Raw genomic sequence first — 24,307 nt, forward strand, 5'->3', positions numbered from 1 at the left:
GGGGGGGGGGGGGGGGGGGGGGGGGGATCCTGGGGCGTCCAGTTCGCTGGGCCACCAGATGTGGTGGCCCAGGTCGAGGGTGATCGCGGAGACCAGGACCGACCGGACGACGAAGGTGTCGAGCAGCACGCCGAAGGCGACCGCGAACCCCATCTCGGCGAAGCCGACGAGCGGCAGGGTGCCCAGGGCGGCGAACGTGCCGGCCAGCACCAGCCCCGCGGACGTGATCACGCCGCCGGTCGCGGCGAGGCCGGTGAGGGTACCGGTGCGGGTGCCGGAGTGGGTCGTCTCCTCACGGATCCTGGTCATCAGGAAGATGTTGTAGTCGATGCCCAGCGCCACCAGGAACACGAAGACGAAGAGCGGGAACGCGGTGTCCTCGCCCTCGAACCCGAACAGGTGGTGGAAGGCGAACGTGCTCACCCCGAGCGCCGCCGCGAAGGAGAGCACGACGGTCGCGATGAGGACCAGCGGGGCGACCACCGCCCGCAGCAGCAGCCCGAGGATCAGCAGCACGACGGCGAGGATCATCGGGATCAGGAGCTTGTTGTCGTGCGAGGTCGCGCGGTTGGCGTCCTGGATGACCGCCGTGCCGCCGCCGACCTTGGCATCGGCGCCCGGCACCGCGTGCAGCGTGTCACGGGCCCGGTCGACGGTCTGCTTGGCCTGCGCGCTGTCCGCCGCCGACGCCAGCGTGGCCTCCAGGTAGACCCGGCCGTTCTTCTCGGCGGGAACGCCCGGCGGGGTGGTGACGGAGCCCGGCGCGACGCCCTGGACCGAGCCGAGGGCGGTACGCACCTGGCCCGCGGCCCCGGCCTTCGCGACGACGACGAGCGGCTGCCCGGCGCCCGCCGGGAAGTAGCGGCCCGCGACCTCCTGGCCGACCACCGAGTCGGGGGTGCCGGTGAAGCCCTGGGCGGTGGTCAGACCGTCCGCCTTCAGACCGATCACTCCGAGCGAGAGCACGCCGAGCACCACCGCGGTGGTCACCCAGACCGCGCGCGGCCGCTGGGCGATCCGCTCGCCCAGCCGCGCCCACACCCCGCTGCGGGTCGGCTCCTCGGAGCCCACGTGCGGCACTGCGGGCCAGAACACCCAGCGGCCGACGATGACGAGCAGCGCGGGGAAGAGCGTGATCATCGCGAGCAGGGCGACGGCCACCCCGATGGCGGCGACCGGTCCGAGACCCGAGGTCGAGTTCATCTCGGCGGCCATCAGGCAGAGCATGCTGACCGCGACCGTCGAGGCGCTGGCGAGCACCGCGGGCCCGGCCCGGTGCAGGGCGAGGGCCATCGCCTCGTGCCGGTCGTCGTGGCGCCGCAGTTCCTCGCGGTAGCGGGCGACGAGCAGCAGCGCGTAGTCCGTGCCGGCGCCGAAGACGAGGACGGTGAGGATGCCCGCGCTCTGCGCGTTGACCACCAGGCCGGCGTGCTTGGAGAGCAGATAGATCACCGCCTGGGCGGTGAACAGCGCGCCGACGACGGAGATGATCGGCAGGAAGAGCAGGCTCACGCTGCGGTAGGTGAGCAGCAGGATCACCACGACCACCGCGAGCGCGGCGAACAGCAGGGTGCCGTCGAGTCCTTCGAACGCCTCGGCGGAGTCGGCGGCGTAGCCGCCAGGACCGGTGATGTGCACCTCGAGGCCGGCGGCGTTCCTCTCGGCGGTGGCCCGGATCGCCTTCACCGCGTCGGCCAATCCGTTCCAGCCGCCCGCGTCCACACCGACCGGGACGATCAGCTGGGCCGCGCGCGGGGTGCCGGTCTTCTCCAGCACCGGACCGATGGTGCGGGAGCCGAGGATGCCGTGCTGCGTCATGGTCCTGAGGGACGCCGCGTCCTGGGTGACCTTGGCGCGGTCGGCCGCGGTGAGACCGCCGGGCCGGGCGTACACGACGACCGCGGGGGCGGTGTCGGGAAGGAAGTCCTTCTGCAGGTTGAGGACCTGGGTGGACTCCGCACTGCCGGGGAGCCATGTCGAGGAATCGTTCTTCTGCTCGTCCGTCAGTTTCTGCGCCAGTGGCGAGACCACCACCAGCAGCACCAACCACAGGACCAGCACGACCCACTTGCTGCGCCGGCCGCACACCAGGTGCGCCCACCGTCCGGTTCCGCTCACGACGAGTCCCCGTTCCCCGTTGCGTACAGTGCCGGCAGCCCTCCCGAACCCTGCGGGGAGGATGGTCCGTGATCCAGCATGGCACCGGTGTTCGAGATCGTTCTGCCGTTTTACGGAACGGGCGCGTTCCTTGGGCGGGCAGTGGTCGGGGACGTCCCGGGATCTGGTTTGCTGGGCATATGAGCGTGCAGATCAGCCCCAGTATCCTTTCCGCCGATTTCGCCCGGCTCGCCGACGAGGCGAAGGCCGTGGAAGGCGCCGACTGGCTCCATGTCGACGTCATGGACAACCACTTCGTGCCCAACCTGACGCTCGGCGTGCCGATCGTGGAGTCGCTGAGCAGGGCGACGGACATCCCGCTCGACTGCCACCTGATGATCCAGAACCCGGATCGCTGGGCCCCCGCCTACGTGGAGGCGGGCGCCGGTTCCGTCACCTTCCACGTCGAGGCTGCGGCGGCCCCGGTGCGGCTGGCGCGGGAGATCCGGGCGAAGGGCGCGCGGGCGTCGATGGCGCTGCGGCCCGCGACGCCGATCGAGCCGTACGAGGACCTGCTGCCCGAGCTGGACATGCTGCTGATCATGACGGTCGAGCCCGGCTTCGGCGGTCAGGCGTTCCTCGACATCATGCTGCCCAAGATCCGCCGTACCCGGCAGCTCATCGACAAGCACGGCCTCGAGCTGTGGCTGCAGATCGACGGCGGGGTCTCGGAGCGGACCATCGAGCGGTGCGCCGAGGCGGGCGCGGACGTCTTCGTCGCGGGTTCGGCGGTCTACGGTGCGGACGACCCGGCGGCGGCGGTGCGGGGGCTGCGCGACCTGGCCTCGGCGGCCTGTGCCCACTGACGATCGGGCTACGCGTCCGTAACACGCGCGCCATCTGCGAGGATGAGCGCGGAGCCGATCAGATGGGCAACTGGGGAGAGCAACGTGACCACAGGCCGCACACAGGTGCGCATGGGCCCCGGCGAGATGGTCCAGGCCGCAGCGATGGCGCGCCGTTTCTACCTCGAGGGAAAGTCCAAGATCCAGATCGCCGAGGAGTTCGGCGTGAGCCGCTTCAAGGTGGCCCGGGTGCTGGAGACCGCCCTCGAACGTGACCTGGTCCGGATCGAGATCCGGGTCCCGGCCGAGCTGGACGCCGAGCGCTCCGACGCGCTGCGCGCCCGCTACGGCCTGCGGCACGCGGTCGTCGTCGAGACACCGCCCGAGCAGTCCGACGCACCCGACCCGGAGAACCTGGGCAAGGTCGCCGCCGACCTGCTCGGCGAACTGGTCACCGAGGGCGACGTGCTCGGCCTGGCCTGGGGCCGCTCCATCATCACCATGGCCAACGCCCTGGACCGGCTGCCGCCGTGCACCGTCGTCCAGCTCACCGGTGTGTACGACGTGGGCACCGCCGAGCGCGGCTCCGTCGAGGCGGTGCGGACCGCCGCCGCGGTCTCCGGCGGCGAGGCGCACCCGCTGTACGCGCCGATGGTGCTGCCCGACCCGGCGACGGCCGCCACGCTGCGCGCCCAGAGCGGGATCGCCGCCGCCATGGGGTACTTCGACAAGGTCACCGTCGCGGTGGTCTCCATCGGCTCCTGGGCGGCCGGCATCTCCACCGTCCATGACGCGCTGACCGACGCCGAGCGCGAGCACTACGCGGGGCTCGGCGTCGCCGCCGAGATGTCCTCGCACCTGTTCGACGCCGCCGGGCGCCGGGTCGGCCGCGACCTGGGCGAGCGCTGCATCACCATCGAGGCCGACCGGCTCCGCCGGATCCCCGAGGTGCTGGCCATCGCGGGCGGGCTGCGCAAGGCCGCCGCGATCGATGCCGTGCTGCGCTCCGGGCTGGTCACCAGCCTCGTGACGGACACCGCCGCCGCCGACCACCTGCTGTACGCGACCGGCGCCGCCCCCCGCCCCGCCCTGGTCCGCGCGGACCCCGACGGCTCGTAACCCGCCGCAGGGGACCGGACGCCGCGCGTCCCCCGGCGCCGTGCGGAACCGGTCCACCGGACGCGACCGATCCGCAGGTCACGCCCGCCGTCCGACCGCGCGCCACCGTGCTCGGGCCGGGACCGTGTGGCAGCATCGGCCGCATGCTGCTGCGGTCCGCCACGCGCGCGGCCGCCGCCGCGCTCCTGCTGTGCCTCGTCCTGCTCCTCACCAGCTGTTCCGCGCACTCCGGGAGTACGCGTGCGGGGAGCACGACGCGCCCCCCGGCGTCCACAACCGCCTCCGATCCTTCCGGCCCCTCCACTTCCGGCCCCTCCGCCAAGGTCCCGCGCTGGGCCGACGGGCGGGCGGCGGTCGGCGGCGGCCGGCTGCCCGCCGAGGCGCGGGACACCCTGGCGCTGATCGACCGGGGCGGCCCGTACCCGTACCCCAAGGACGGGGCGGTGTTCGGCAACTACGAGAAGGAACTGCCCCGCGAGAAGCCGGGCTACTACCACGAGTACACCGTCCCGACCCCGGGCTCGCGCGACCGCGGCGCCCGCCGGATCATCACCGGCGCGGGCGGAGAGCTCTACTACACCGACGACCACTACGAGACCTTCAAGGCGGTGCTTCGGTGACGGCCACCGTGCTCGACCTCGCCGGCGTCACCACCCGGCACGAGTTCATGGACCGCTGCGCCCGGTCGCTGTCCCTGCCGGAGTACTTCGGCCGCAACTGGGACGCCCTCGCGGACTGCCTCACCGACCTGTCCTGGTGTCCGCCGACCCCGCGCCGGCTGCGGGTCACCGGCTGGCAGGAGTACGCCGCCGCCTCGCCCCGTGAATGGCGCATCGTCACGCAGATCCTGCGGGACGCCGCCGACTTCTGGCAGCACACCGACACCCCCCTCCACGTGAGCGTGGAGGAAGCCACAAACGCGGAATGAGTGCGCTGGTGGAAGGCACAGAACGGGGGCCACCGGTTCGCCAGAACTTGGTCGCATCGGCGATGATGGCGTAGGAGCCGCAGCCTGGACGGTGCTGGTTCGGTGCTGACTCCCCACCCGCCCCAGACGTACAACCGCAGGTGAGAGAGCCAGTATGAAATTCCTGAACGACGTGAAGCCCCCCTACGACCTGACCTACGACGATGTCTTCATGGTGCCCAGCCGCTCCGCGGTCGGGTCCCGGCAGGCGGTGGACCTCGCGTCCCCCGACGGCACCGGCACCACCATCCCGCTGGTCGTCGCGAACATGACCGCCATCGCCGGCCGCCGGATGGCCGAGACGGTCGCGCGCCGCGGCGGCCTCGTCGTCATCCCCCAGGACATCCCGATCGACGTGGTCGCCGACGTCGTCGCGTACGTCAAGAGCTGCCACCTGGTGCTCGACACCCCGATCACGCTCGCTCCCTCCCAGACCGTCGCGGACGCGCTGTCGCTGCTGCCCAAGCGGGCGCACGGCGCCGGTGTCGTCGTCGAGGACGGCCGCCCGGTGGGCGTCGTCACCGACCACGACCTCACGGGCGTCGACCGCTTCACCCAGCTGTCCGAGGTGATGACGCGCGACCTGCTGCTGGTGGACGCCGACATCGACCCGCGCGAGGCCTTCAACCGCCTCGACGCCGCCAACCGCAAGCTGGCCCCGGCCGTGGACGCGGACGGCCGGCTGGTCGGCATCCTGACCCGCAAGGCCGCGCTGCGCGCCACCCTGTACACGCCCGCCACCGACGCGAACGGCAAGCTGCGCATCGCCGCGGCCGTCGGCATCAACGGCGACGTCGCGGTCAAGGCCAAGCAGCTGCTGGACGCGGGCGTGGACACGCTCGTCGTCGACACCGCGCACGGCCACCAGGAGTCGATGCTCGCCGCGGTCAGGGCCGTACGCGCGCTCGACCCGCAGGTGCCCATCGTGGCGGGCAACATCGTCGCCGCCGAGGGCGTGCGCGACCTCATCGAGGCCGGCGCGGACATCATCAAGGTCGGGGTGGGCCCCGGCGCGATGTGCACCACCCGCATGATGACCGGCGTGGGCCGCCCGCAGTTCTCCGCGGTCCTGGAGTGCGCCGCCGAGGCGAAGAAGTACGGCAAGCACGTCTGGGCCGACGGCGGCGTCCGGCACCCGCGCGACGTCGCGATGGCGCTGGCCGCGGGCGCGTCCAACGTCATGGTCGGCTCCTGGTTCGCCGGTACGTACGAGTCGCCCGGCGACCTCCAGCAGAGCGCCGACGGGCGGCTGTACAAGGAGAGCTTCGGCATGGCCTCGGCCCGCGCGGTGCGCAACCGCACGAGCGAGGAGTCGGCCTACGACCGGGCCCGCAAGGCGCTCTTCGAGGAGGGCATCTCCACCTCGCGGATGTTCCTCGACCCGACACGCCCGGGCGTCGAGGACCTGATCGACTCGATCATCGCGGGGGTGCGCAGCTCGTGCACCTACGCGGGCGCGGGCTCGCTCGCCGAGTTCGAGGAGAAGGCCATCGTCGGCATCCAGAGCGCCGCCGGCTACGCCGAGGGCAAGGCCCTGCACGCCAGCTGGAGCTGACGGAACCGCCTGCTGAGCGCCGGACCGGTGGGAGAACCCGCCGGCCCGGCGCTCTCGCGTTCCGACCCCTCACAAACCGGACAACGCAACGACCCGCCACCCCGGGGGCAATGATTCGGCGCGGCACGGCGGTTTCGCGCAACGATCATCCGCCGATGCGCAACGGACCCGCATTACGGGTTCCCCTCATACCTCGTAAGGTCATGCCCTGTACGTGGAGCGGTGGCGACCCCCAGCTCGGCGGTTCCCACCGGTAGTGCGCCGGGACGCGCACTCCCGTACGGTGCCGCCGCGACCTCGCCGCCGTCGTCCGAGCCGGCACGACCAAGGAGCCCCCGCAGTGGCACGATCTGGCGCAGCGCCGTCCACCCCCGACCCGACCCGGGCGGACCAGGCCCCGGGCGGACCCCCCGCCGGCGGTGGCTTCGGCGGCAGGCTGATGCGGCGCAAGCCCGTCGACCGGCTCGTCGCCGAGGGCGGCCACGGTGACGGCGGAGAGCTGAAGCGTTCACTCGGCATGTGGCAGCTGACGATGATCAGCATCGGCGCGACCCTGGGCACCGGCATCTTCGTGGTGCTGGGCGAGGCCGTCCCCGAGGCCGGCCCCGCGGTCGTGATCTCCTTCGTCATCGCCGGGCTCACCGCGCTCTTCTCCGCGCTGTCCTACGCCGAACTGGCGGGCAGCATCCCGGTCTCGGGATCCTCGTACTCCTACACCTACGCCACGATGGGCGAGTTCATCGCCTGGCTCTGCGGCTGGTGCCTGATCCTGGAGTACGGGGTGTCGGTCGCCGCGGTCGCCGTCGGCTGGGGCCAGTACCTCAACGAGCTGCTGCAGGGCACGATCGGGCACACCATCCCCGACGCGCTGGCCAATCCGCCGGGCGAGGGCGGCGTCGTCAACGTCTGCGCCCTGGCGGTCGTGCTGCTCGCCATGGCGTTCCTGCTGCGCGGCGCCCGGGAGAGCGCCCGTGTCAACACCGTCATGGTCGTCGTGAAGATCGCCTCGCTGGTGCTGTTCTGCGCGGTCGCCTTCACCGGCATCCGGGCCGGCAACTTCCGCCCCCTGATGCCGCTGGGCATGGCGGGCGTCAGCGCCGCGGGCGCCACGCTGTTCTTCTCGTACATCGGCTTCGACGCCGCCTCCACCGCCGGTGAGGAGGCCAAGAACCCCAAGCGCGACATGCCGCGCGCGATCATCCTGTCGCTGCTCATCGTCACGGTGCTGTACTGCCTGGTGGCGCTGGTCGCCGTCGGCGCCATGCCGTGGCAGCAGTTCGGCGACGCCGACGCCGCCCTCGCGCTGATCCTCCGCCAGGTCACCGGGCAGAGCGTCTGGGCGGTGCTGCTCGCCGCGGGCGCCGTCATCGCGATCGCCAGCGTGGTGCTGACGGTGCTGTACGGGCAGACCCGCATCCTCTTCTCGATGTCCCGCGACGGCCTGGTGCCCAAGATCTTCTCGAAGGTCGACCCGAAGTCCGGCACCCCGCGTGCCAACACCGTGATCGTCTCGCTCTTCTGCGGCGTGCTGGCCACGCTGGTGCCGCTCGGCGAGCTCGCCAACGCGACCAGCATCGGCACGCTCTTCGCCTTCGCCCTGGTCAACGTCGCGGTGATCATCCTGCGCCGCACCCGGCCGGACCTGCCGCGCACCTTCCGCGTCGCGTTCTCCCCGGTCACGCCCGCCATCGGGTTCCTGCTGTGCGGGTGGATGATGACCAGCCTCGGCGCCGAGACCTGGAAGTGGTTCGGAATCTGGATGGCCGGCGGACTCGTGCTGTACTTCACGTACGGCATGCGCCGGTCCCAGCTCGCCCGAGAAGAAGTGTGAACCACCCGCTGTGCGCCTGAATGATCTCGACGAACGCATCGTCCACGCCCTTGCCGAGGACGCCCGGCGCTCCTACGCCGACATCGGCACCCAGGTCGGGCTCTCCGCCCCCGCCGTCAAACGGCGGGTGGACCGGCTGCTGGCCTCCGGCGCCATCACCGGCTTCACGGTGCGGGTGGACCCGGCGGCGCTCGGCTGGGAGACCGAGGCGTTCGTCGAGATCTACTGCCGGCGCAACACCGGGCCCGGTGACATCCTGCGCGGGCTCACCCGCTACTCCGAGGTCGCGACCGTCTCGACCGTCACCGGCGAGGCGGACGCCCTCGTCCAGGTCTTCGCCTCCGACGTGCGGCACTTCGAGCGGGTCCTGGAGCGGATCGCGGGGGAGCCGTTCGTCGAGCGGACCAAGTCCGTCCTGGTGCTGTCGCCGCTGCTGCGGCGCTACACGTCGGGTTCGCCCGCCTGACGCCCGCCGGCCGGGCCCGCGCAACAGATCGCCGCTGATCCGCTCCGAGACGCAACGGATCGCTGGTCGGTGCGCAATATTCAGATCTTGTCGCCCGAGTGGCCGGAAACGTACGGTCTAGGAGACCCCGAACCGACCACCTTGCGACGAAGAGGATCCATGCCGCCGCTGCGCATCGCGCTGTACCAAGGGCCCGGCGGCGTTCCGGATTCCACCGGCGCCAGCCTGGCCGCGCTGGACGGCGCCGCGCGGCGCGCGGCGGCCTCCGGCGCCCGGCTGCTCGCCACCCCCGAGATGTACCTGACCGGGTACGCGCTCGGCGACCGGATACCGGAGCTGGCCGAGGCCGCCGACGGTCCGGGCGCGCGGCGCGTCGCGGAGATCGCCGCCGAGCACGGCATCGCGATCGTGTACGGCTATCCCGAGCGTGCGGGCACCGCGGTCTTCAACTCCGCGCAGCTCATCGGCCCGGACGGCACCGCGCTGGCGAACTACCGCAAGACCCATCTGTTCGGCGGCTTCGAGCGCGAGCACTTCACGCCCGGCGACACCGCCGTGGTCCAGGCGGACCTCGACGGCACCCGGATCGGGCTGCTGATCTGCTACGACGTCGAGTTCCCGGAGAACGTCCGGGCCCATGCCCTCGCGGGCACCGACCTGCTCGTCGTCCCCACGGCGCTGATGCGCCCGTACGAGTTCGTCGCCCAGACCCTCGTCCCGGCCCGCGCGTACGAAAGCCAGCTGCATCTGGCCTACGCCAACCGCAGCGGCGCCGAGGGCGAGTTCCACTTCACCGGGCTCAGCTGTCTGGCCGGCCCCGACGGCACGGTCCGTGCCCGCGCCGGCACCGGTGAGGAGCTGGTGATCGCCGACGCCGACCCGGAGCTGCTGCGGGCCGCGCGGGACGAGACCCCGTACCTGCCCGACCGGCGGCCCGAGTTGTACGGCACGCTCGTCTGACGCGTTCGGCCGACCCCTTTTTTCGTTTTTCGCGAGGAGACACCCCCCGATGACGTCCGTGCCCACCGCGGTCCATGACGAGCAGCACGTCCAGGCGCAGGCCGAGCCCCCCATCACGATGTTCGGGCCCGACTTCCCCTACGCCTACGACGACTTCCTGGCGCACCCGGCCGGGCTCGGTTCCATACCGGCGACCGAGCACGGCACCGAGGTCGCGGTCATCGGCGGCGGCCTGTCCGGCATCATCACGGCCTACGAGCTGATGAAGATGGGCCTCAAGCCCGTCGTCTACGAGGCCGACAAGATCGGTGGCCGGCTGCGCACCGTGGGCTTCGAGGGCTGTGACTCCGGGCTGACCGCGGAGATGGGCGCGATGCGCTTCCCGCCGTCGTCCACCGCCTTCCAGTACTACGTGGACCTGGTCGGCCTGCAGACCCGGCCGTTCCCCAACCCGCTGGCGCCCGGCACCCCCTCCACCGTCGTCGACCTCAAGGGCGAGTCGCACTACGCCACGTCCGTCGACGACCTGCCCGAGGTCTACCACCAGGTGATGCACGCGTGGAACGCGTGCCTGGAGGACGGCGCGGACTTCTCCTCGATGCAGCGCGCCCTGCGCGAGCGCGACGTCCCCGCCATCCGCGCGATCTGGTCCGCGCTGGTCGAGAAGCTCGACAACCAGACGTTCTACGGCTTCCTCTGCGACTCCCCGGCCTTCAAGTCCTTCCGGCACCGGGAGATCTTCGGCCAGGTCGGCTTCGGCACCGGCGGCTGGGACACCGACTTCCCCAACTCCATCCTGGAGATCCTGCGGGTCGTCTACACCGGCGCCGACGACGACCACCACGGCATCGTCGGCGGCAGCCAGCAGCTGCCGCTGCGCCTGTGGGACCGCGAGCCGGACAAGCTCGTGCACTGGGAGCGGGGCACCTCGCTGGCCTCGCTGCACAGCGGCGCTCCGCGCCCGGCGGTCACCCGGCTGCACCGCACCGCGGGCAACCGCATCACCGTCACCGACGCGGCGGGCGACATCCGGACGTACCCGGCGGCGGTCTTCACCGCGCAGTCCTGGATGCTGCTGTCCAAGATCGCCTGCGACGACTCGCTCTTCCCGATCGACCACTGGACGGCGATCGAGCGCACCCACTACATGGAGTCGTCCAAGCTCTTCGTGCCCGTCGACCGGCCGTTCTGGCTCGACAAGGACGAGCAGACCGGGCGCGACGTGATGAGCATGACGCTCACCGACCGGATGACGCGCGGCACGTACCTGCTCGACGACGGCCCGGACAAGCCCGCGACCATCTGCCTGTCGTACACCTGGTGCGACGACAGCCTCAAGTGGCTGCCGCTGAGCGCCAACGAGCGCATGGAGGTCATGCTCACCTCCCTCGGTGAGATCTACCCCAAGGTCGACATCCGCTCGCACATCATCGGCAACCCGGTGACCGTGTCGTGGGAGAACGAGCCCTACTTCATGGGCGCGTTCAAGGCGAACCTGCCCGGCCACTACCGCTACCAGCGGCGGCTGTTCACCCACTTCATGCAGGACGCGCTGCCGCAGGACAAGCGCGGCATCTTCCTCGCGGGCGACGACATCTCCTGGACGGCGGGCTGGGCCGAGGGCGCGGTCCAGACGGCGCTCAACGCGGTGTGGGGCGTCATGCACCACTTCGGCGGCGGCACCGACGGGACCAACCCCGGTCCTGGCGACGTCTACGAGGACATCGCGCCGGTCTTCCTCGACGAGAACTGATCCCAACCGGTCACGTATGCGCCCGAAACGATAGACGTCGTAACGTGACCAGGGCTTAAGGAGACGTATAGCGGGACGCCAGCGCCGCGCGGTGCAATCCTCCGAGTAAGCGGTCCGCCCCACGCGGACCGCCGCAACCCGGAGGTAGCGCATGAGCCGTCGCCTGCCCGTTCTCCTGGCCGTTCCGGCCGCCGCCCTGATCGCCGTCGCCGGAGCCGCCGTTCCGGCGTCGGCGGCACCCGCCGACAAACCCCAGTTCCTGTCCAGCTGGACCCAGACCAGCGCCTCCAGCTACAACTCCTACATCTCGGCACGCAACAACCAGGGCGCCTGGTCCGCCTACGGCTTCGACTGGTCCACGGACTACTGCTCGTCGTCGCCCGACAACCCGCTGGGCTTCCCGTTCAACCTGTCCTGTGCGCATCACGACTTCGGCTACCGCAACTACAAGGCCGCCGGTCAGTTCAGCGCCAACAAGCCCCGGCTGGACAGCATGCTGTACGAGGACCTCAAGCGGGTCTGCGGTTCGCACGGGTACAACGTCGTGACGAAGGCGGCCTGCAACAGCCTCGCCTGGACGTACTACCAGGCCGTCAAGCAGTTCGGCTGACCTTCCGGTCCGCCCCCGGTCAGCGACCGGCCAACGGGGTGAGCAGGAACCGGCCGACGAGCCCCACGCCCGCGTCGAGCCGGTCCACGCACTCCCGGTACACCTCTCCGGTGTGCCGCAAGGACCAGAGCAGGCGGGACGCGGCCCAGGCCGCGTCCCGCGCCCGTTCCAGGCTCCAGGCTCCGACCAGGTGGGTCAGCGGGTCGGCGATGTCGAGCAGGTCGGGCCCCGGCATCAGGTCCTCGCGCACCCGCTCCTCGATGGCCACCAGCACGTCCCCGATCCGCTCGAAGTCCCGCTCCATCGTGGCGGGTTCACGGTCCAGGTCCCGGCAGGTGTCGACCAGCGCGAGCGCCAGGTCGTGGCCGATGTGCGCGTTGATCCCGGCCAGCGCGAACTGCAGGGGCCGCACCCCGCGGTGGCCGCGCAGTTGCAGCAGTGGACGCCAGCAGTCCGGGGCGCGGCGCGGGGACGTTCCCGCGCCGACCGCCGTCAGGTAGCGGCCGGCGAAGCGCACGTCCAACTCGGCGGCGGCGTAAGGGTCGTCGAAGAGACCGGCCGAGATCAGCCGCCGCACCTCCTCGGTGACGGAGAGGTAGACCCGGTTGAAGACCGCGACCCCGTCGTGCGGTGGGAGCGAGGCGCCCAGCGCGCGCATCCGCGCCACCACCTCGTCCACGTCACCGGGGACCGCCCGCCGCACCGTCGTCATGGGCCCAGGGTCCCAGCCTGCCCGCCCGCGGCACGGCCGCGCGCCGGTGCTTCCCTGAAACGGGTGACGCGCCGGCCCGGCGCCGCTTCCCGGCCGGGCCGGGCAGGGGACCGTCGATCAGGGGATCAGCACTCCCTGGATACCGTCCCGCCGCGGCCGCATGCTGGTGAGGTGGACGGAACCGAACTCGCCGACTTCCTGCGCCGCGGCCGAGCGCGCCTCAGTCCCTCGGACGTCGGCCTCACCGGGGGCGTCCGGCGCCGCACCCCGGGGCTGCGCCGCGAGGAGGTCGCGCGGTTGGCGGGGATGTCCGCCGACTACTACGCGCGCCTGGAGCAGGCCCGCGGGCCGCGGCCGTCCCGGCAGATGCTCGGCGCGCTGGCCCGCGCGCTGCGGCTGACGGAGGACGAGCGCGGCCGGCTGTTCCACCTGGCGGGGGAGGAGCCCTCACCGGCCCGCAGGCGGGGGGACCCGGCGTACGACCGTGCCGGCTCCGCCCACGTCAGGCCCGCGCTGCTGCTGGTCCTCGACCGGTTGCACGACACCCCGGCACAGGTGGTGAGCGACGCCGGCGACGTACTGGCGCAGAACGCGCTGGCGGCCGCGCTGGTCGGCGACCTGTCCTCGGGACACCGGCTGTGCGAGGCTCCCGACGCCCACGGCGTCGCCGACGTTGCCGACGTCGCCGTCGATGGATCCTCCGCCCTGCGGTTCCGGCATCCCGTGGTGGGGTCGCTGGAGTTGGACCGTGAGGTCCTGCTGAGCGCCGGGCACGGCCAGCGGCTGATCGTCTGCTCGGCACGGCCGGGCACCGACTCCTACGAGCGGCTGCGACTGCTGCGCGTGGTCGGACTGCAGGACCTCACGCCGAGCGGCCCCGGCTGACCGCTCGGCGCTCCGGTCCCGCTCACCTCACCGCGACAGCCGCTTGCGGATCTTGCGCTTGACCATCCCGGCCACGCCGCGCCAGTTGGTGACGATCAGTTCCACCTGGCCCTCCCGGTCGCGGGAGAGCCAGACCAGCATCGGGCGGAGCCCGGAGAAGAACTTCCTGCGGCCCGCCGCGCCCGCCGGGAGCTTCGTGCCGGGGAAGCGCACCGGGAAGTCCTTGGACTGATCGCCGTACGACAGCCGCAGCAGTATCTTCCACGCTCCCGGCCGGCGGACCTCGGTGCCGAGGTGGCGCACGTCGAAGACGGTCTTGAACGTCAACTCCGTCTCGTCGCCGCCCGGTTCCCCGGCGGGCACCACGATCTCGTGCCCGTCGCCCACGCGCTGGAGCACGAAGTGGTGCTCCAGCTTCGCGGGGCTGCCGGTGGCCCGCAGCCGGGTGCGCAGGCCGGCGGTGAACCGGCGGTTGTCGGGCAGCCAGGTGACGTCGGTGAGGTCCGCCCAGTCGGACTGCTCGAACCGGGCGAGGGCGATCAGTTCATCCAGCTGACCGCGGCGGAGCAACTGCCCGCGCGCCTGGTCGAGCGGGGAGAGCGGCGTCAGGACCTCCTCCGGGATGAAGTCCTGGAGGAGCTCCGACGCCAGCCGCACGTAGGCCTTCTGCTGCTCCTCCGGCCAGCGCGGGAAATTGCGGCCGAACTTGCCGAGAATCTCCACCTGGCCCCAGCGCAGGAGCAGGCTGTTGCGCCGGGCGCCGGGTTCGGTCTTCTCGACCACCGTCTCCAGGACCTTGCGGATGCCCGCGTAGAAGACCTCGGGGTCGGGCCCCTGCTGGGTGAGGTGCGGGAATCCCTCCCGCATCATGAGGTAGTAGCAGTCGTAGTCCGCGACCACCGAGATCGCCTTGGCGGCGAAATAGGCGGGCACGATGAAGATCTGCTCCTCGGCCAGCCGGACACCCTCCGCGAAGCGCAGTCCGTGCTCGGCCACCAGCGACCGGCGGAACAGCTTGTGCGCGGTCAGGCTCCATACCGCCTTGGTGCTGTAGATGTCGCCCCGCTCGACGTTCTTCTTGAACGGTCCCGCCGCCGCGGTGCGACCGACTCCGCGGATACGTCCGAGTACGACATCGGAATCGTCGCGGCGGGCCGCCGCGAGCATCCGCTCGAAAGCCTCGGTGCCCAGATAGTCGTCGGGATCGGCGAAGAAGAGGAATTCTCCGGTGGCGACGTCGATGGCACGGTTGCGCGGGCCGCCGGGGGCGCCGGAGTTCTCCTGGTGGATCACGCGGATCTGCGGGTACTTCGCCGACCAGGTGTCGAGCAGCTTGCCGCTGCCGTCGGTCGATCCGTCGTCGACCGCCACGACCTCGATGCGGTCGATGCCGATCGTCTGCTGAACGATCGATTCCAGGCATTCATCCAGAAAGTCGACAGCGTTGTAGACCGGAATGATGACGCTTACCCATTTCTCGGGCACGGTCGCGGTCGCCTCCTTGGTATTGGCCGCAGCAAAGAGAGGGGGGAATGCATGATCCGGTCGACGAGGTGGGGCTCGCGGTGCCGAGGAAGGGCAATCTAGCGCAAGCGCGCGTGGAGGGCTCCAGCCCGCCCAGGGCGTTGTCAGGCAGCGATGGCTGCCCTACGCTCACACCGGTCGTCAATGTGAACACCATTCATGTATGTGATTGGAGTGTTTGATGAGCGGAAGACGTAGGGGCCGGGGAGCGCTGCTCGCCACCGCGGCCGGGATCGCCGCCCTGCTCGTCCCCCTGGCATCGCCGGCGTCCGCGGCGCCCGGTCACGCACCGGCGGCGGCCGTCCGTGCCGCGGGGGCCGCGCCGAAGGCGCCACGGACCGTGGTGCTGGACGGCGAACGGCTGCGGCAGGCGAAGACCCGCCTGGCGAAGGGCGACCCCGCGCTGCGGCGGGCCGTCGCCGACCTGCGCACGCAGGCCGACGGCTGGCTGGGCCGAGGGCCGTGGACCGTCACCGACAAGGACCGCACACCGCCCGGCGGCGACAAGCACGACTACCTCAGCCAGGCCCCGTACTGGTGGGCGAGCCGGCCGAAGACGGCGGACAACCCGATGGGATGCCCGTACGTCCAGAAGGACGGGCAGCGCAATCCCGAGGTCGACGCACTCACCGACCACGACGAGCGCGGGGAGGTGTTCGCCTCCGCCTACACCCTGAGCCTCGCCTGGTACTACACCGGCGACCCGGCCTACTCGCGCCACGCCGCCGAGATCCTGCGCACCTGGTTCACCGACCCGGCCACCCGCATGAACCCGAACCTCGACCACGCGCAGATCATCCCGTGCAGGTACGACGGCCGGGCGATCGGGATCATCGACTTCTCCCAGGGCTTCACCAGCGTGCTCGACGCGACCGCGATCCTCGACACCGGAGCCCCCGGCTGGACCGCGGGCGACCGCGGCGGGATGCGTACCTGGTACGAGGGTTTCCGCGGCTGGCTCGGCGGTGCCTTCGGCACGGAGGAGGCCGCGGCCGCCAACAACCACGGCACCTTCTTCGACATGCAGCTGGCTGCGCTCCAACTCGCCACCGGTCACCGCGACCTCGCCGCACAGACCGTGTCGAGGGCGCGCTCCTCGCGGATCGACCCGCAGATCGCCGCCGACGGCAGCCAGCCGGGCGAGATCTCCCGCACCCGCAGCTGGCACTACTCCACCTTCAACCTGGTGGCGTTCACCCGGCTCGCGGCGGTCGGCCGGCACGTCGGCGTGAACCTGTGGTCCTACCGCGGTCCGACCGGCCAGCGGCTCCCGGCCGCGGTCGACTACCTGCTGCCCGCGGCGACCGGCCAGGCGCCCTGGCCGCACCCGGAACTGGACTTCCGGGCCTACGCGGCGAGCGACCTCGTGCACGCCGCCGCCGACGCCGGGGACGCGCGGGCCCGCGCGGCGGTGCCCGCGCTCCAGGCTCCGCCGGGCGGCGACCTGTGGGCGCTGCGCCCCGCGGCCGAGCAACTGGACTCGATCACCGGCTGAGTCCACCGCTCACGCGCCGGACGAGTCGGAGACGGCCCGTCCGGCGGCCGGGCGCAGTACCCCGGCGCCCACCACGAGTCCCGCCGCCAGCAGCGTCACGAGTCCGAACGACACCGTCAGAGAGGTGGCGTTGGCGATGATCCCGATGGCGGCCGGGGCCACCAGGCCCGACGTGTACGTCACGGTCGCGACACCGGCGATCGCCTGGCTGGGGACCGGGCCGGCGTGCCCGGCCGCGGCGAAGCAGAGCGGCACCACCACCGCGATGCCCACACCGAGCAGGGCGAAGCCGGTGATGGCCAGCGGCTGGGCGTCCGCCGCGACCACCATCAGGCCGCCCACGACGGCCAGTACGCCGCCGATCCGTACGGTCAGCACCGGACCGAGGCGCCGGACCACCGCGTCCCCGGCGAGCCGGGTCGCGGCCATCGTGCAGGCGAAGGCGGTGTAACTGGCCGCGGCGACACCGGCGGAGGCGCCGGTGACATCGCGCAGGTAGACCGCGCACCAGTCCATGCTGGCGCCCTCGGCGAAGACCGCGCAGAAGCCGATGGCCCCGATGATCAGGGCGGAACGAGGCGGCAGGGCGAATCGCGGCGGCGCCTCCGTCTCCAACTCCGGGCGGAGGTCGGGAGCGCCCGCGCAGGCGAGGAAGCCGAGCGGGATCAGGACGGCGGCCACGACCGCCAGGTGCAGCCGGGCGTCGATGTCACCGTGTGCGGCGGCGACGCCGATCGCGGAGCCGGCCAGGGTGCCCGCGCTCCACATGCCGTGCAGCCCCGACATGATCGACTTTCCCTTGCGCTGTTCGACGTCGACGCCCAGCGCGTTCATCGCCACGTCGGCCATGCCGGAGGTGGCGCCGAAGACGAAGAGCAGCCCGCACAGCCAGACCAGGTTGGGCGCCGCGGCGGGCAGCGCGAGCGCCGCGCACCACAGGGCCAGCAGGCCGCGCAGCGCCGCCCGGGAACCGAACCGGTGCATGATCCGGCCGGCCAGCGGCATCGCCACCGACGCGCCGAGGGCCGGGAAGACCAGCGCCAGGCCGAGCTGCCCGGCACTGAGGTCCAGATGGTCCTTGATCCAGGGGATCCGGGTGGCGAAGTTGCCGGTCACCGAGCCGTGCACGGCGAAAACCGTCGCGATGGCTATGTGGGCCCTTCGGAGCCCCGGCTCGGCCCGCTGCGTCGCTGCACTTGTCATGCCGCGTAAACTATCAGGGAGCCTGCCTGATAGAAATGGCATTACGGATGCCCTTTCGGCGTCCGGTGTCTGGAAGGATTCCGGCATGACCGCCACCCGCGCGCACGCAGGCCCCCAGCTCTCCGGCCCCACCGCCTCGCCGCGCACGGCCCGCGTCATCAACGACCGTCTGGCGCTGGGGCTTCTGCAGAGCGAGGGGCCGCTCACCGCCGCCCAGCTGAAGAACCTCACCGGGCTGTCCCGGCCCAGCGTCGCCGACCTGGTCGAGCGGCTCCAGGACGCCGGGCTGATCGAGGTCGTCGGCACGGCGGGGGAGGACCGCCGCGGTCCCAACGCCCGGCTCTACGCGATCGTCGCCGACCGCGCGTACATCGCCGGCGTGGACGTCCGCACCTCCGGCATCGCCATCACGGTCGCCGACCTCCTCGGCCGCACCGTCGGCACCGCTGCCATGCCCGTCGGCCCGTCCGACGACCCGGACGAGGTCACCCGGCGCGGGACCGCGCTGCTGGAGCGCACCGCGCGCGAGGCGGGTGCGAAGGCGCTGCACACCGTCGCCTTCGGTGCGCCGGGCCTCGTCGACCCCGCCACCGGCCAACTCCGCGCCACCGGCGCGCTGCCCGCCTGGCACGGCGACCTGGTGACCGAGGTGCGCGGCCGGCTGGGGATCCCGGTCCTGCTGGAGAACGAGTGCAACCTGGCGGCGGTCGCCGAACAGCGCGTCGGCGCCGCCCTCGGCCAGCAAACCTTCGTCCTGCTGTGGCTCGGCGCCGGCGTCGGGGCGGCCGTCGTGCTCGACGGCCAACTGCGGCGCGGCGCCTCGGGCGGAACGGGCGAGATCGGCTTCCTTCCGGTGCCCGGCACCTCGCGGCTGCCGTCCGTCACCGACTGCGAGGGCGGCTTCCACTCCCTGGCCGGCTCCGCCGCGGTCTGCGCGCTCGCCCGCCGGCACGGCTTCGCCGGGCCCGGCGACGGCGTCGACACCGCGGAGGCCGCCGTCCGCTGGGCCCGCGGACCCGGCCCCGGGGAGCACGTCCCGGCGTTCCTCGACGAGCTGGCCGACCGGATCTCGATCGGCACGGCGGCCGTCTGCGCCGTCCTCGACCCCGGCTGCGTGGTGCTGGCGGGAGAGATCGGCCGGGCCGGCGGCGACCCGCTGGCGGAAAGGGTGGCGGCGCGGCTCCCGCTGATGACACCGCTGAGCACCGACGTACGGGCCGGAACGGTCACCGGCAGCGCGGTCCTGCGCGGCGCCGTGCTCTCCGCGATGGACGCGGCCCAGGAGGACCTGTTCGTCCCCGCGCCGTGAGCCCCGGTGGCCTGAACTGGCCGCTCCTCCGGAACCCCTGACGGGGCTCGCGCGGCCCCCTCCCGTGAGTGAGACCCCGGTCACCCCTCTACCGGCGCTGTGATCGGACGTGGCAGACTGGGGGCTGTATCAGTGACGTTTGCGCACTCCGGGGTCGGTGTAATTCCGAACCGGCGGTTACAGTCCGCGACCCGTCCGCATCCAGCGGCCGGTTGACCAGGTGAAACTCCTGGACCGACGGTGAAAGTCCGGATGGGAGGCAGTGCGCGGCGGGCTATCACCGATGCGCCGCTGCTGTCGGCTCGTCCTTCGGGCGAACCGTTTCCCGGCCTCGGCGTCTCTTGGTGCCACCCGCTTCCTGTCCTCGTGACAGCCCCGGAGTCCGTGCCCTATGAGGCAGGAGGACCGGGTGGCCACAGCAGTTCCGGCCCATATCGCGGCAATGCGCCGAGCCATCGAGCTCGCCGCCCGCGGGCTCGGCTCCACCAGCCCCAACCCCGTCGTCGGCTGCGTCGTCCTGGACGCCGCCGGCCGCACCGTCGGCGAGGGCTGGCACCAGCGGGCCGGCGGCCCGCACGCCGAGGTGCACGCGCTGCGCGCGGCCGGAGAAGCGGCCCGCGGCGGCACCGCGCTGGTCACCCTCGAACCCTGCAACCACACCGGCAGGACCGGCCCCTGCTCCCAGGCCCTCATCGAGGCCGGCCTCGCCCGCGTCGTCTACGCGGTCGCCGACCCGAACCCCGACGCCACCGGCGGCGCCGCCACCCTGCGCGCCGCCGGGATCGACGTCGAGGGCGGGCTGCTCGCCGCCGAGGCCGCCCGCGGCAACGAGGTCTGGCTGACCACCCTCGCCCGCCGCCGCCCCTTCGTGGCGTGGAAGTACGCGAGCACCCTCGACGGCCGGATCGCCGCCGCCGACGGCACCAGCCGCTGGATCACCTCCGCGGAGTCCCGCGCCGACGTCCACCGGCTGCGCGCCGAGGCGGACGCCGTCGTCGCCGGCTCCGGCACCCTGCGCGCCGACGATCCGCATCTCGCGGTGCGCGGCCTGGACGGCGCCACCCAGCCGCTGCGGGTCGTCGTCGACACCGCCGCGACCGTCAAGCCCGGCGCCCGGGTGCTGGACGCCGCCGCCCCCACCCTGATCGCCGTCGCCCAGGACACCGCGACCGCGCACCTGGACGGCCTCGCCGAGACCGTCCGGCTGCCCCGCGCGGCCGCCGGGACCGGGCTGGACATCCCTTCCCTGCTCACCGCCCTGTACGAGCGCGGAGTCCGCTCCGTGCTCCTGGAGGGCGGCCCCACCCTGGCCGGCGCCTTCGTGGCCGCGGGCGCCGTCGACAAGGTCGTCGGCTATCTCGCGCCCGTCCTGCTCGGCTCCGGACCGGCCGCGCTGGCCGACGCCGGAATCACCACCATCACGCAGGCGTTGCGGCTCGATGTGACCGAAGCGGTCCGCATCGGCCCCGACCTCCGCATCACCGCATACCCGCACGCCGAGGAGAACTGAGTGTTCACCGGAATCGTCGAAGAACTGGGCGAGATCACCGCAGTCGAGGAGCTGGCCGAAGCCTCCCGCTTCCGGGTGCGCGGCCCTGTCGTCACCGAAGGCGCCAAGCACGGCGACTCGATCGCCGTCAACGGCGTCTGTCTGACCGTCGTGGACTTCGGTGACGGCGAGTTCACCGCCGACGTGATGGCCGAGACGCTCAACCGCTCCAGCCTCGGCGCGCTGGCCGCCGGCTCCCGCGTCAACCTGGAGCGCCCGATGGCGCTCGGCGGACGCCTCGGCGGCCACCTCGTCCAGGGGCACGTGGACGGCACCGGGACCATCGTCGAGCGCAAGCCGGCCGAGCACTGGGAGATCGTCAAGGTCTCGCTGCCCGCCGAGCTGACCCGCTACGTCGTCGAGAAGGGCTCGATCACGGTCGACGGCATCAGCCTCACCGTGGTCGACGCCGGCCCCGACTACTTCACCATCAGCCTCATCCCGACGACCCTCGCGCTCACCACGCTCGGCTTCAAGCAGCCCGGCGACCCGGTCAACCTCGAGGTGGACGTACTCGCCAAGTACGTCGAGCGGCTGCTCGGCGCGAACCGGACGGAGACCACGCCATGAGTGCGCTCGACTGGCTCAACAGCGAGGCGTTCACCGCGTTCGACCAGCACATCCTCTGGTCCGACATGGCAGGCAACCTGCTCGGCCTGGGCGCCCTCGCGCTCGGCTGGCGCCGTTCCCTGCTGACCTGGCCGGTACAGCTGCTGTCCGGCCTCGTGCTGGTCGCCGCCTACGCCTCCGCGCACCTCAGCGGCGGCATCGGCAAGCAGCTCGTGGTCATCACCGTCGCCGTGTGGGGCTGGGCCCAGTGGCGGCGCGGCGGAGCCGACCGGGGCCGGCTCGCCATCCGGTTCGCCACCTGGACCGAGCGGGCCTGGCTGGTGGCCGGCACCGCCGCGGGCACCGTCGCCCTGGCGCTGCTCTTCACCGCCTACCCGAAGCTGTCCTGGGACCCGTGGCCCGACGCGTACATTTTCGTCGGCACGCTGACCGCCATGGTCGCCCAGGCCCGCGGCTGGGTGGAGTTCTGGTTCGCGTGGCTCGCCGTCGACGTGGTCGGCGTCCCCCTCGCCTTCAACAACGGGCTCGCCTTCTCGGGCCTGGTCTATGTCATCTACTTCGTCCTGGTCCTCCTCGGTCTGCGCGCCTGGTGGCTGCAGACCCGGACGGACAGGGCGCCGAGCGGGACCGTCCCGGATGGAGCCACAGCATGACCGCGCTGCAGACTTGGTACGCCGACCACGACGGTGATCTCGCGCTGGACCCGGTCGAACGGGCCATCGCCGACATCGCCGCCGGCCGTCCCGTCGTCGTGGTCGACGACGAGGACCGTGAGAACGAGGGCGATCTCATCATCGCCGCCGAGAAGGCCACCCCCGAGCTGGTCGCCTTCATGATGACCGAGTGCCGCGGGCTGATCTGCGTGCCGATGGAGGTCCCGGAGCTCGACCGGCTGGAACTGCCGCAGATGGTCGAGGCGAACACCGAGTCGATGAAGACCGCGTTCACCGTCTCGGTCGACGCGAGCGCCGCGCACGGCGTGTCCACCGGCATCTCCGCCGCCGACCGGGCCACCACCATCCGGATGCTCGCCGACCCCTCCTCCGTCGCGGGCGACTTCGTGCGCCCCGGCCACGTCTTCCCGCTGCGCGCACGGCCGGGCGGCGTCCTGGTCCGCAACGGCCACACCGAGGCCGGCGTCGACCTGGCGCGGCTGGCGGGACTGCGGCCGGCCGCCGCGATCGTGGAGATCGCCCGCGAGGACGGCACCATGGCCCGGCTCCCCGAACTGGTGCCGTTCGCGCGCAAGCACGGCCTGTCGATCATCTCCATAGAGGATCTGATCGCCTACCGCCGCGCCGCCGAGCCCACCGTGCGCCGCGAGGCCGCGACCCGGCTGCCCACCGCCTTCGGCGACTTCCGGGCGTACGGCTACCGCAGCACCACCGACGGCATCGAGCACATCGCGCTCATCGCCGGCGACCTGGACGCGGACGGGGCGCTCGCCGACGGCGACGACGTCCTGGTGCGGGTGCACTCCGAATGCCTCACCGGCGACGTGTTCGGCTCGCAGCGCTGCGACTGCGGACCGCAGCTCCAGGCGTCGCTCGAAAGGGTGGCTTCCGAGGGCCGCGGAGTCGTCGTCTACCTGCGGGGCCACGAGGGCCGCGGGATCGGCCTGCTGTCGAAACTGCGCGCGTACGAACTCCAGGAGCTCGGCCGCGACACCCTGGACGCCAACCTGGAACTGGGCCTGCCCGCCGACGCCCGCGACTACGGCGCCGCGGCCCAGATGCTCGCCGACCTCGGGGTGCGGTCCGTGCGGCTGCTGACGAACAACCCGGAGAAGGTCGACGCGCTCACCCGCCACGGCCTGACGGTCCTGTCCCGGCAGCCGATGGCCGTCGCGGCCGGGGAGCACAATCTTCGGTACCTGCGCACCAAGCGGGACAGGATGGGCCACGACCTGCCGTGGCTCGACCCGGTCGTGACCAGCCCCTGCGGCAACCAGTAGGCACCGCACGACCCCCGCAGCACCCCGTACGACCTGACGACCAGTGCGACCAGTGCGACCAGTGCGACCAGTACAAGAAGAACCGGAACTGAGGAGAGACGTGAGCGGTAAGGGCGCCCCCGAGCTGACCGTGAAGAACTGCGGTGACCTGCGCGTGGCAGTGATCGCGGCCCAGTGGCACACCCAGGTCATGGACGGCCTGGTCGAGGGCGCGCTGCGCGCCCTCGGCGAGCTGGGCATCGACGAGCCGACCGTCCTGCGCGTGCCCGGCAGCTTCGAGCTGCCGGTCGTCGCCAAGGTGCTGGCGGGCCGGGGCTACGACGCGATCGTCGCCCTCGGCGTGATCATCCGCGGTGGCACCCCGCACTTCGAGTACGTCAGTCACGGCGTCACCGCCGGCCTCACCCAGGTCAGTGTGGACACCGGGGTGCCGGTCGGCTTCGGGGTGCTGACCTGCGACACCGAGGAGCAGGCGCTGGACCGGGCCGGCCTGCCCGGATCGAACGAGGACAAGGGACACGAAGCGGTCACCGCCGCGGTGGCCACCGCGACCATCCTGCGTTCAGTATCCGAACCCTGGCGCTGAGCGTCCGGCACTTCCGCGTAGGGTGTGAGCCACCATGGCCAAGAAGACATTCGAGGAGCTCTTCACCGAGCTCCAGCACAAGGCCGCCACCGGCGACCCCAGCACCTCCCGCACCGCCGAGCTGGTGGGCAGCGGTGTGCACGCGATCGGCAAGAAGGTGGTCGAAGAGGCCGCCGAGGTGTGGATGGCCGCCGAGTACGAAGGCGCCGACCGCACCGCCGAGGAGATCTCGCAACTGCTCTACCACCTGCAGGTGATGATGGTCGCCCGGGGAATCTCCCTGGACGACGTCTACGCCCACCTCTGAGCGGGCACGC

The 24,307-nt window shown here is 72.1% G+C and carries 23 protein-coding genes and 1 riboswitch; of the genes, 19 read left to right on the plus strand and 4 right to left on the minus strand.

Features of this window, described 5'->3' with window-relative positions:
* A partial coding sequence (locus O3X23_RS13410) for an MMPL family transporter (RefSeq protein WP_269271550.1) occupies nt 1-2,118 on the minus strand: 2,118 nt, incomplete at its 3' end.
* 179 nt (nt 2,119-2,297) lie between these two features.
* Here O3X23_RS13410 and rpe point away from each other — a divergent pair.
* The 10 genes from rpe (at nt 2,298) to O3X23_RS13460 (ending at nt 12,203) form a co-directional block, all read left to right on the plus strand.
* On the plus strand, nt 2,298-2,963 hold the full coding sequence (gene rpe, locus O3X23_RS13415; protein WP_269271551.1) for a ribulose-phosphate 3-epimerase: 666 nt from the start codon (nt 2,298-2,300) through the stop codon (nt 2,961-2,963).
* 111 nt (nt 2,964-3,074) lie between these two features.
* Nucleotides 3,075-4,061, plus strand: coding sequence for a sugar-binding transcriptional regulator (locus O3X23_RS13420; protein WP_269271730.1), 987 nt, complete (start codon nt 3,075-3,077; stop codon nt 4,059-4,061).
* Between the two features lie 143 nt (nt 4,062-4,204).
* A complete protein-coding gene (locus O3X23_RS13425; protein WP_269271552.1) occupies nt 4,205-4,681 on the plus strand; it encodes a ribonuclease domain-containing protein in 477 nt (158 codons plus the stop codon).
* On the plus strand, nt 4,678-4,989 hold the full coding sequence (locus O3X23_RS13430; protein WP_269271553.1) for a barstar family protein: 312 nt from the start codon (nt 4,678-4,680) through the stop codon (nt 4,987-4,989). The genes O3X23_RS13425 and O3X23_RS13430 overlap by 4 nt, the downstream gene beginning before the upstream one ends.
* A gap of 154 nt (nt 4,990-5,143) precedes the next feature.
* Nucleotides 5,144-6,583 carry a GuaB1 family IMP dehydrogenase-related protein gene (locus O3X23_RS13435; RefSeq protein ID WP_269271554.1) on the plus strand — a complete coding sequence of 480 codons (1,440 nt, stop codon included), beginning with the start codon at nt 5,144-5,146 and terminating at the stop codon, nt 6,581-6,583.
* A gap of 340 nt (nt 6,584-6,923) precedes the next feature.
* Nucleotides 6,924-8,414: an amino acid permease gene (locus O3X23_RS13440; RefSeq protein ID WP_269271555.1), complete on the plus strand. Its 1,491-nt coding sequence runs from the start codon at nt 6,924-6,926 to the stop codon at nt 8,412-8,414.
* A 10-nt stretch (nt 8,415-8,424) separates the two neighbouring features.
* The gene (locus O3X23_RS13445; RefSeq protein ID WP_269271556.1) at nt 8,425-8,880 is read left to right on the plus strand and encodes an Lrp/AsnC family transcriptional regulator; all 456 of its coding nucleotides are present in this window, start codon (nt 8,425-8,427) and stop codon (nt 8,878-8,880) included.
* 159 nt (nt 8,881-9,039) lie between these two features.
* Nucleotides 9,040-9,840: a carbon-nitrogen hydrolase family protein gene (locus tag O3X23_RS13450; RefSeq protein WP_269271557.1), complete on the plus strand. Its 801-nt coding sequence runs from the start codon at nt 9,040-9,042 to the stop codon at nt 9,838-9,840.
* A gap of 49 nt (nt 9,841-9,889) precedes the next feature.
* Complete coding sequence (locus O3X23_RS13455; protein WP_269271558.1) at nt 9,890-11,593, plus strand: flavin monoamine oxidase family protein; 1,704 nt, start codon at nt 9,890-9,892, stop codon at nt 11,591-11,593.
* Nucleotides 11,594-11,744: 151 nt separating this feature from the next.
* Nucleotides 11,745-12,203 (plus strand): phospholipase, encoded by a 459-nt coding sequence (locus tag O3X23_RS13460; protein WP_269271559.1) that lies wholly within the window; start codon nt 11,745-11,747, stop codon nt 12,201-12,203.
* Between the two features lie 19 nt (nt 12,204-12,222).
* On the opposite strand, the gene O3X23_RS13465 is transcribed toward O3X23_RS13460, so the two are convergent.
* Nucleotides 12,223-12,915, minus strand: a complete 693-nt coding sequence (locus tag O3X23_RS13465) for a DUF5995 family protein (RefSeq protein ID WP_269271560.1) — start codon at nt 12,913-12,915, stop codon at nt 12,223-12,225.
* 171 nt (nt 12,916-13,086) lie between these two features.
* Here O3X23_RS13465 and O3X23_RS13470 point away from each other — a divergent pair, with 171 nt between their 5' ends.
* Nucleotides 13,087-13,800 (plus strand): MmyB family transcriptional regulator, encoded by a 714-nt coding sequence (locus O3X23_RS13470; protein ID WP_269271561.1) that lies wholly within the window; start codon nt 13,087-13,089, stop codon nt 13,798-13,800.
* 27 nt (nt 13,801-13,827) lie between these two features.
* Here O3X23_RS13470 and O3X23_RS13475 read toward each other — a convergent pair whose 3' ends face one another.
* Entirely contained in the window at nt 13,828-15,285 is a 1,458-nt protein-coding gene (locus O3X23_RS13475; protein WP_269271562.1) for a glycosyltransferase family 2 protein, read from the minus strand.
* 220 nt (nt 15,286-15,505) lie between these two features.
* Here O3X23_RS13475 and O3X23_RS13480 point away from each other — a divergent pair, with 220 nt between their 5' ends.
* On the plus strand, nt 15,506-16,819 hold the full coding sequence (locus O3X23_RS13480) for an alginate lyase family protein (protein ID WP_269271563.1): 1,314 nt from the start codon (nt 15,506-15,508) through the stop codon (nt 16,817-16,819).
* A 9-nt stretch (nt 16,820-16,828) separates the two neighbouring features.
* Here the strand turns inward: O3X23_RS13480 and O3X23_RS13485 are convergent, their stop codons facing one another.
* Nucleotides 16,829-18,022 carry an MFS transporter gene (locus O3X23_RS13485; RefSeq protein ID WP_269271564.1) on the minus strand — a complete coding sequence of 398 codons (1,194 nt, stop codon included), beginning with the start codon at nt 18,020-18,022 and terminating at the stop codon, nt 16,829-16,831.
* 85 nt (nt 18,023-18,107) lie between these two features.
* Here O3X23_RS13485 and O3X23_RS13490 point away from each other — a divergent pair, with 85 nt between their 5' ends.
* From O3X23_RS13490 to O3X23_RS13520, 7 genes are all read left to right on the plus strand, one after another.
* On the plus strand, nt 18,108-19,331 hold the full coding sequence (locus O3X23_RS13490; RefSeq protein WP_269271565.1) for an ROK family transcriptional regulator: 1,224 nt from the start codon (nt 18,108-18,110) through the stop codon (nt 19,329-19,331).
* A 139-nt stretch (nt 19,332-19,470) separates the two neighbouring features.
* Nucleotides 19,471-19,601, plus strand: a riboswitch (FMN riboswitch).
* A gap of 121 nt (nt 19,602-19,722) precedes the next feature.
* Nucleotides 19,723-20,841, plus strand: a complete 1,119-nt coding sequence (ribD, locus tag O3X23_RS13495) for a bifunctional diaminohydroxyphosphoribosylaminopyrimidine deaminase/5-amino-6-(5-phosphoribosylamino)uracil reductase RibD (protein WP_269271566.1) — start codon at nt 19,723-19,725, stop codon at nt 20,839-20,841.
* Complete coding sequence (locus O3X23_RS13500; RefSeq protein WP_269271567.1) at nt 20,842-21,450, plus strand: riboflavin synthase; 609 nt, start codon at nt 20,842-20,844, stop codon at nt 21,448-21,450.
* Complete coding sequence (locus tag O3X23_RS13505) at nt 21,447-22,103, plus strand: nicotinamide mononucleotide transporter family protein (protein WP_269271568.1); 657 nt, start codon at nt 21,447-21,449, stop codon at nt 22,101-22,103. The genes O3X23_RS13500 and O3X23_RS13505 overlap by 4 nt, the downstream gene beginning before the upstream one ends.
* On the plus strand, nt 22,100-23,404 hold the full coding sequence (locus tag O3X23_RS13510; protein ID WP_269271569.1) for a bifunctional 3,4-dihydroxy-2-butanone-4-phosphate synthase/GTP cyclohydrolase II: 1,305 nt from the start codon (nt 22,100-22,102) through the stop codon (nt 23,402-23,404). The genes O3X23_RS13505 and O3X23_RS13510 overlap by 4 nt, the downstream gene beginning before the upstream one ends.
* A gap of 100 nt (nt 23,405-23,504) precedes the next feature.
* Nucleotides 23,505-23,990: a 6,7-dimethyl-8-ribityllumazine synthase gene (gene ribH / locus O3X23_RS13515; RefSeq protein WP_269271570.1), complete on the plus strand. Its 486-nt coding sequence runs from the start codon at nt 23,505-23,507 to the stop codon at nt 23,988-23,990.
* Between the two features lie 34 nt (nt 23,991-24,024).
* A complete protein-coding gene (locus O3X23_RS13520) occupies nt 24,025-24,297 on the plus strand; it encodes a phosphoribosyl-ATP diphosphatase (protein WP_138353026.1) in 273 nt (90 codons plus the stop codon).
* Nucleotides 24,298-24,307 lie beyond the last annotated feature (10 nt).

This window comes from Streptomyces sp. H39-S7 (assembly GCF_027158205.1).
Classification (GTDB): domain Bacteria; phylum Actinomycetota; class Actinomycetes; order Streptomycetales; family Streptomycetaceae; genus Actinacidiphila.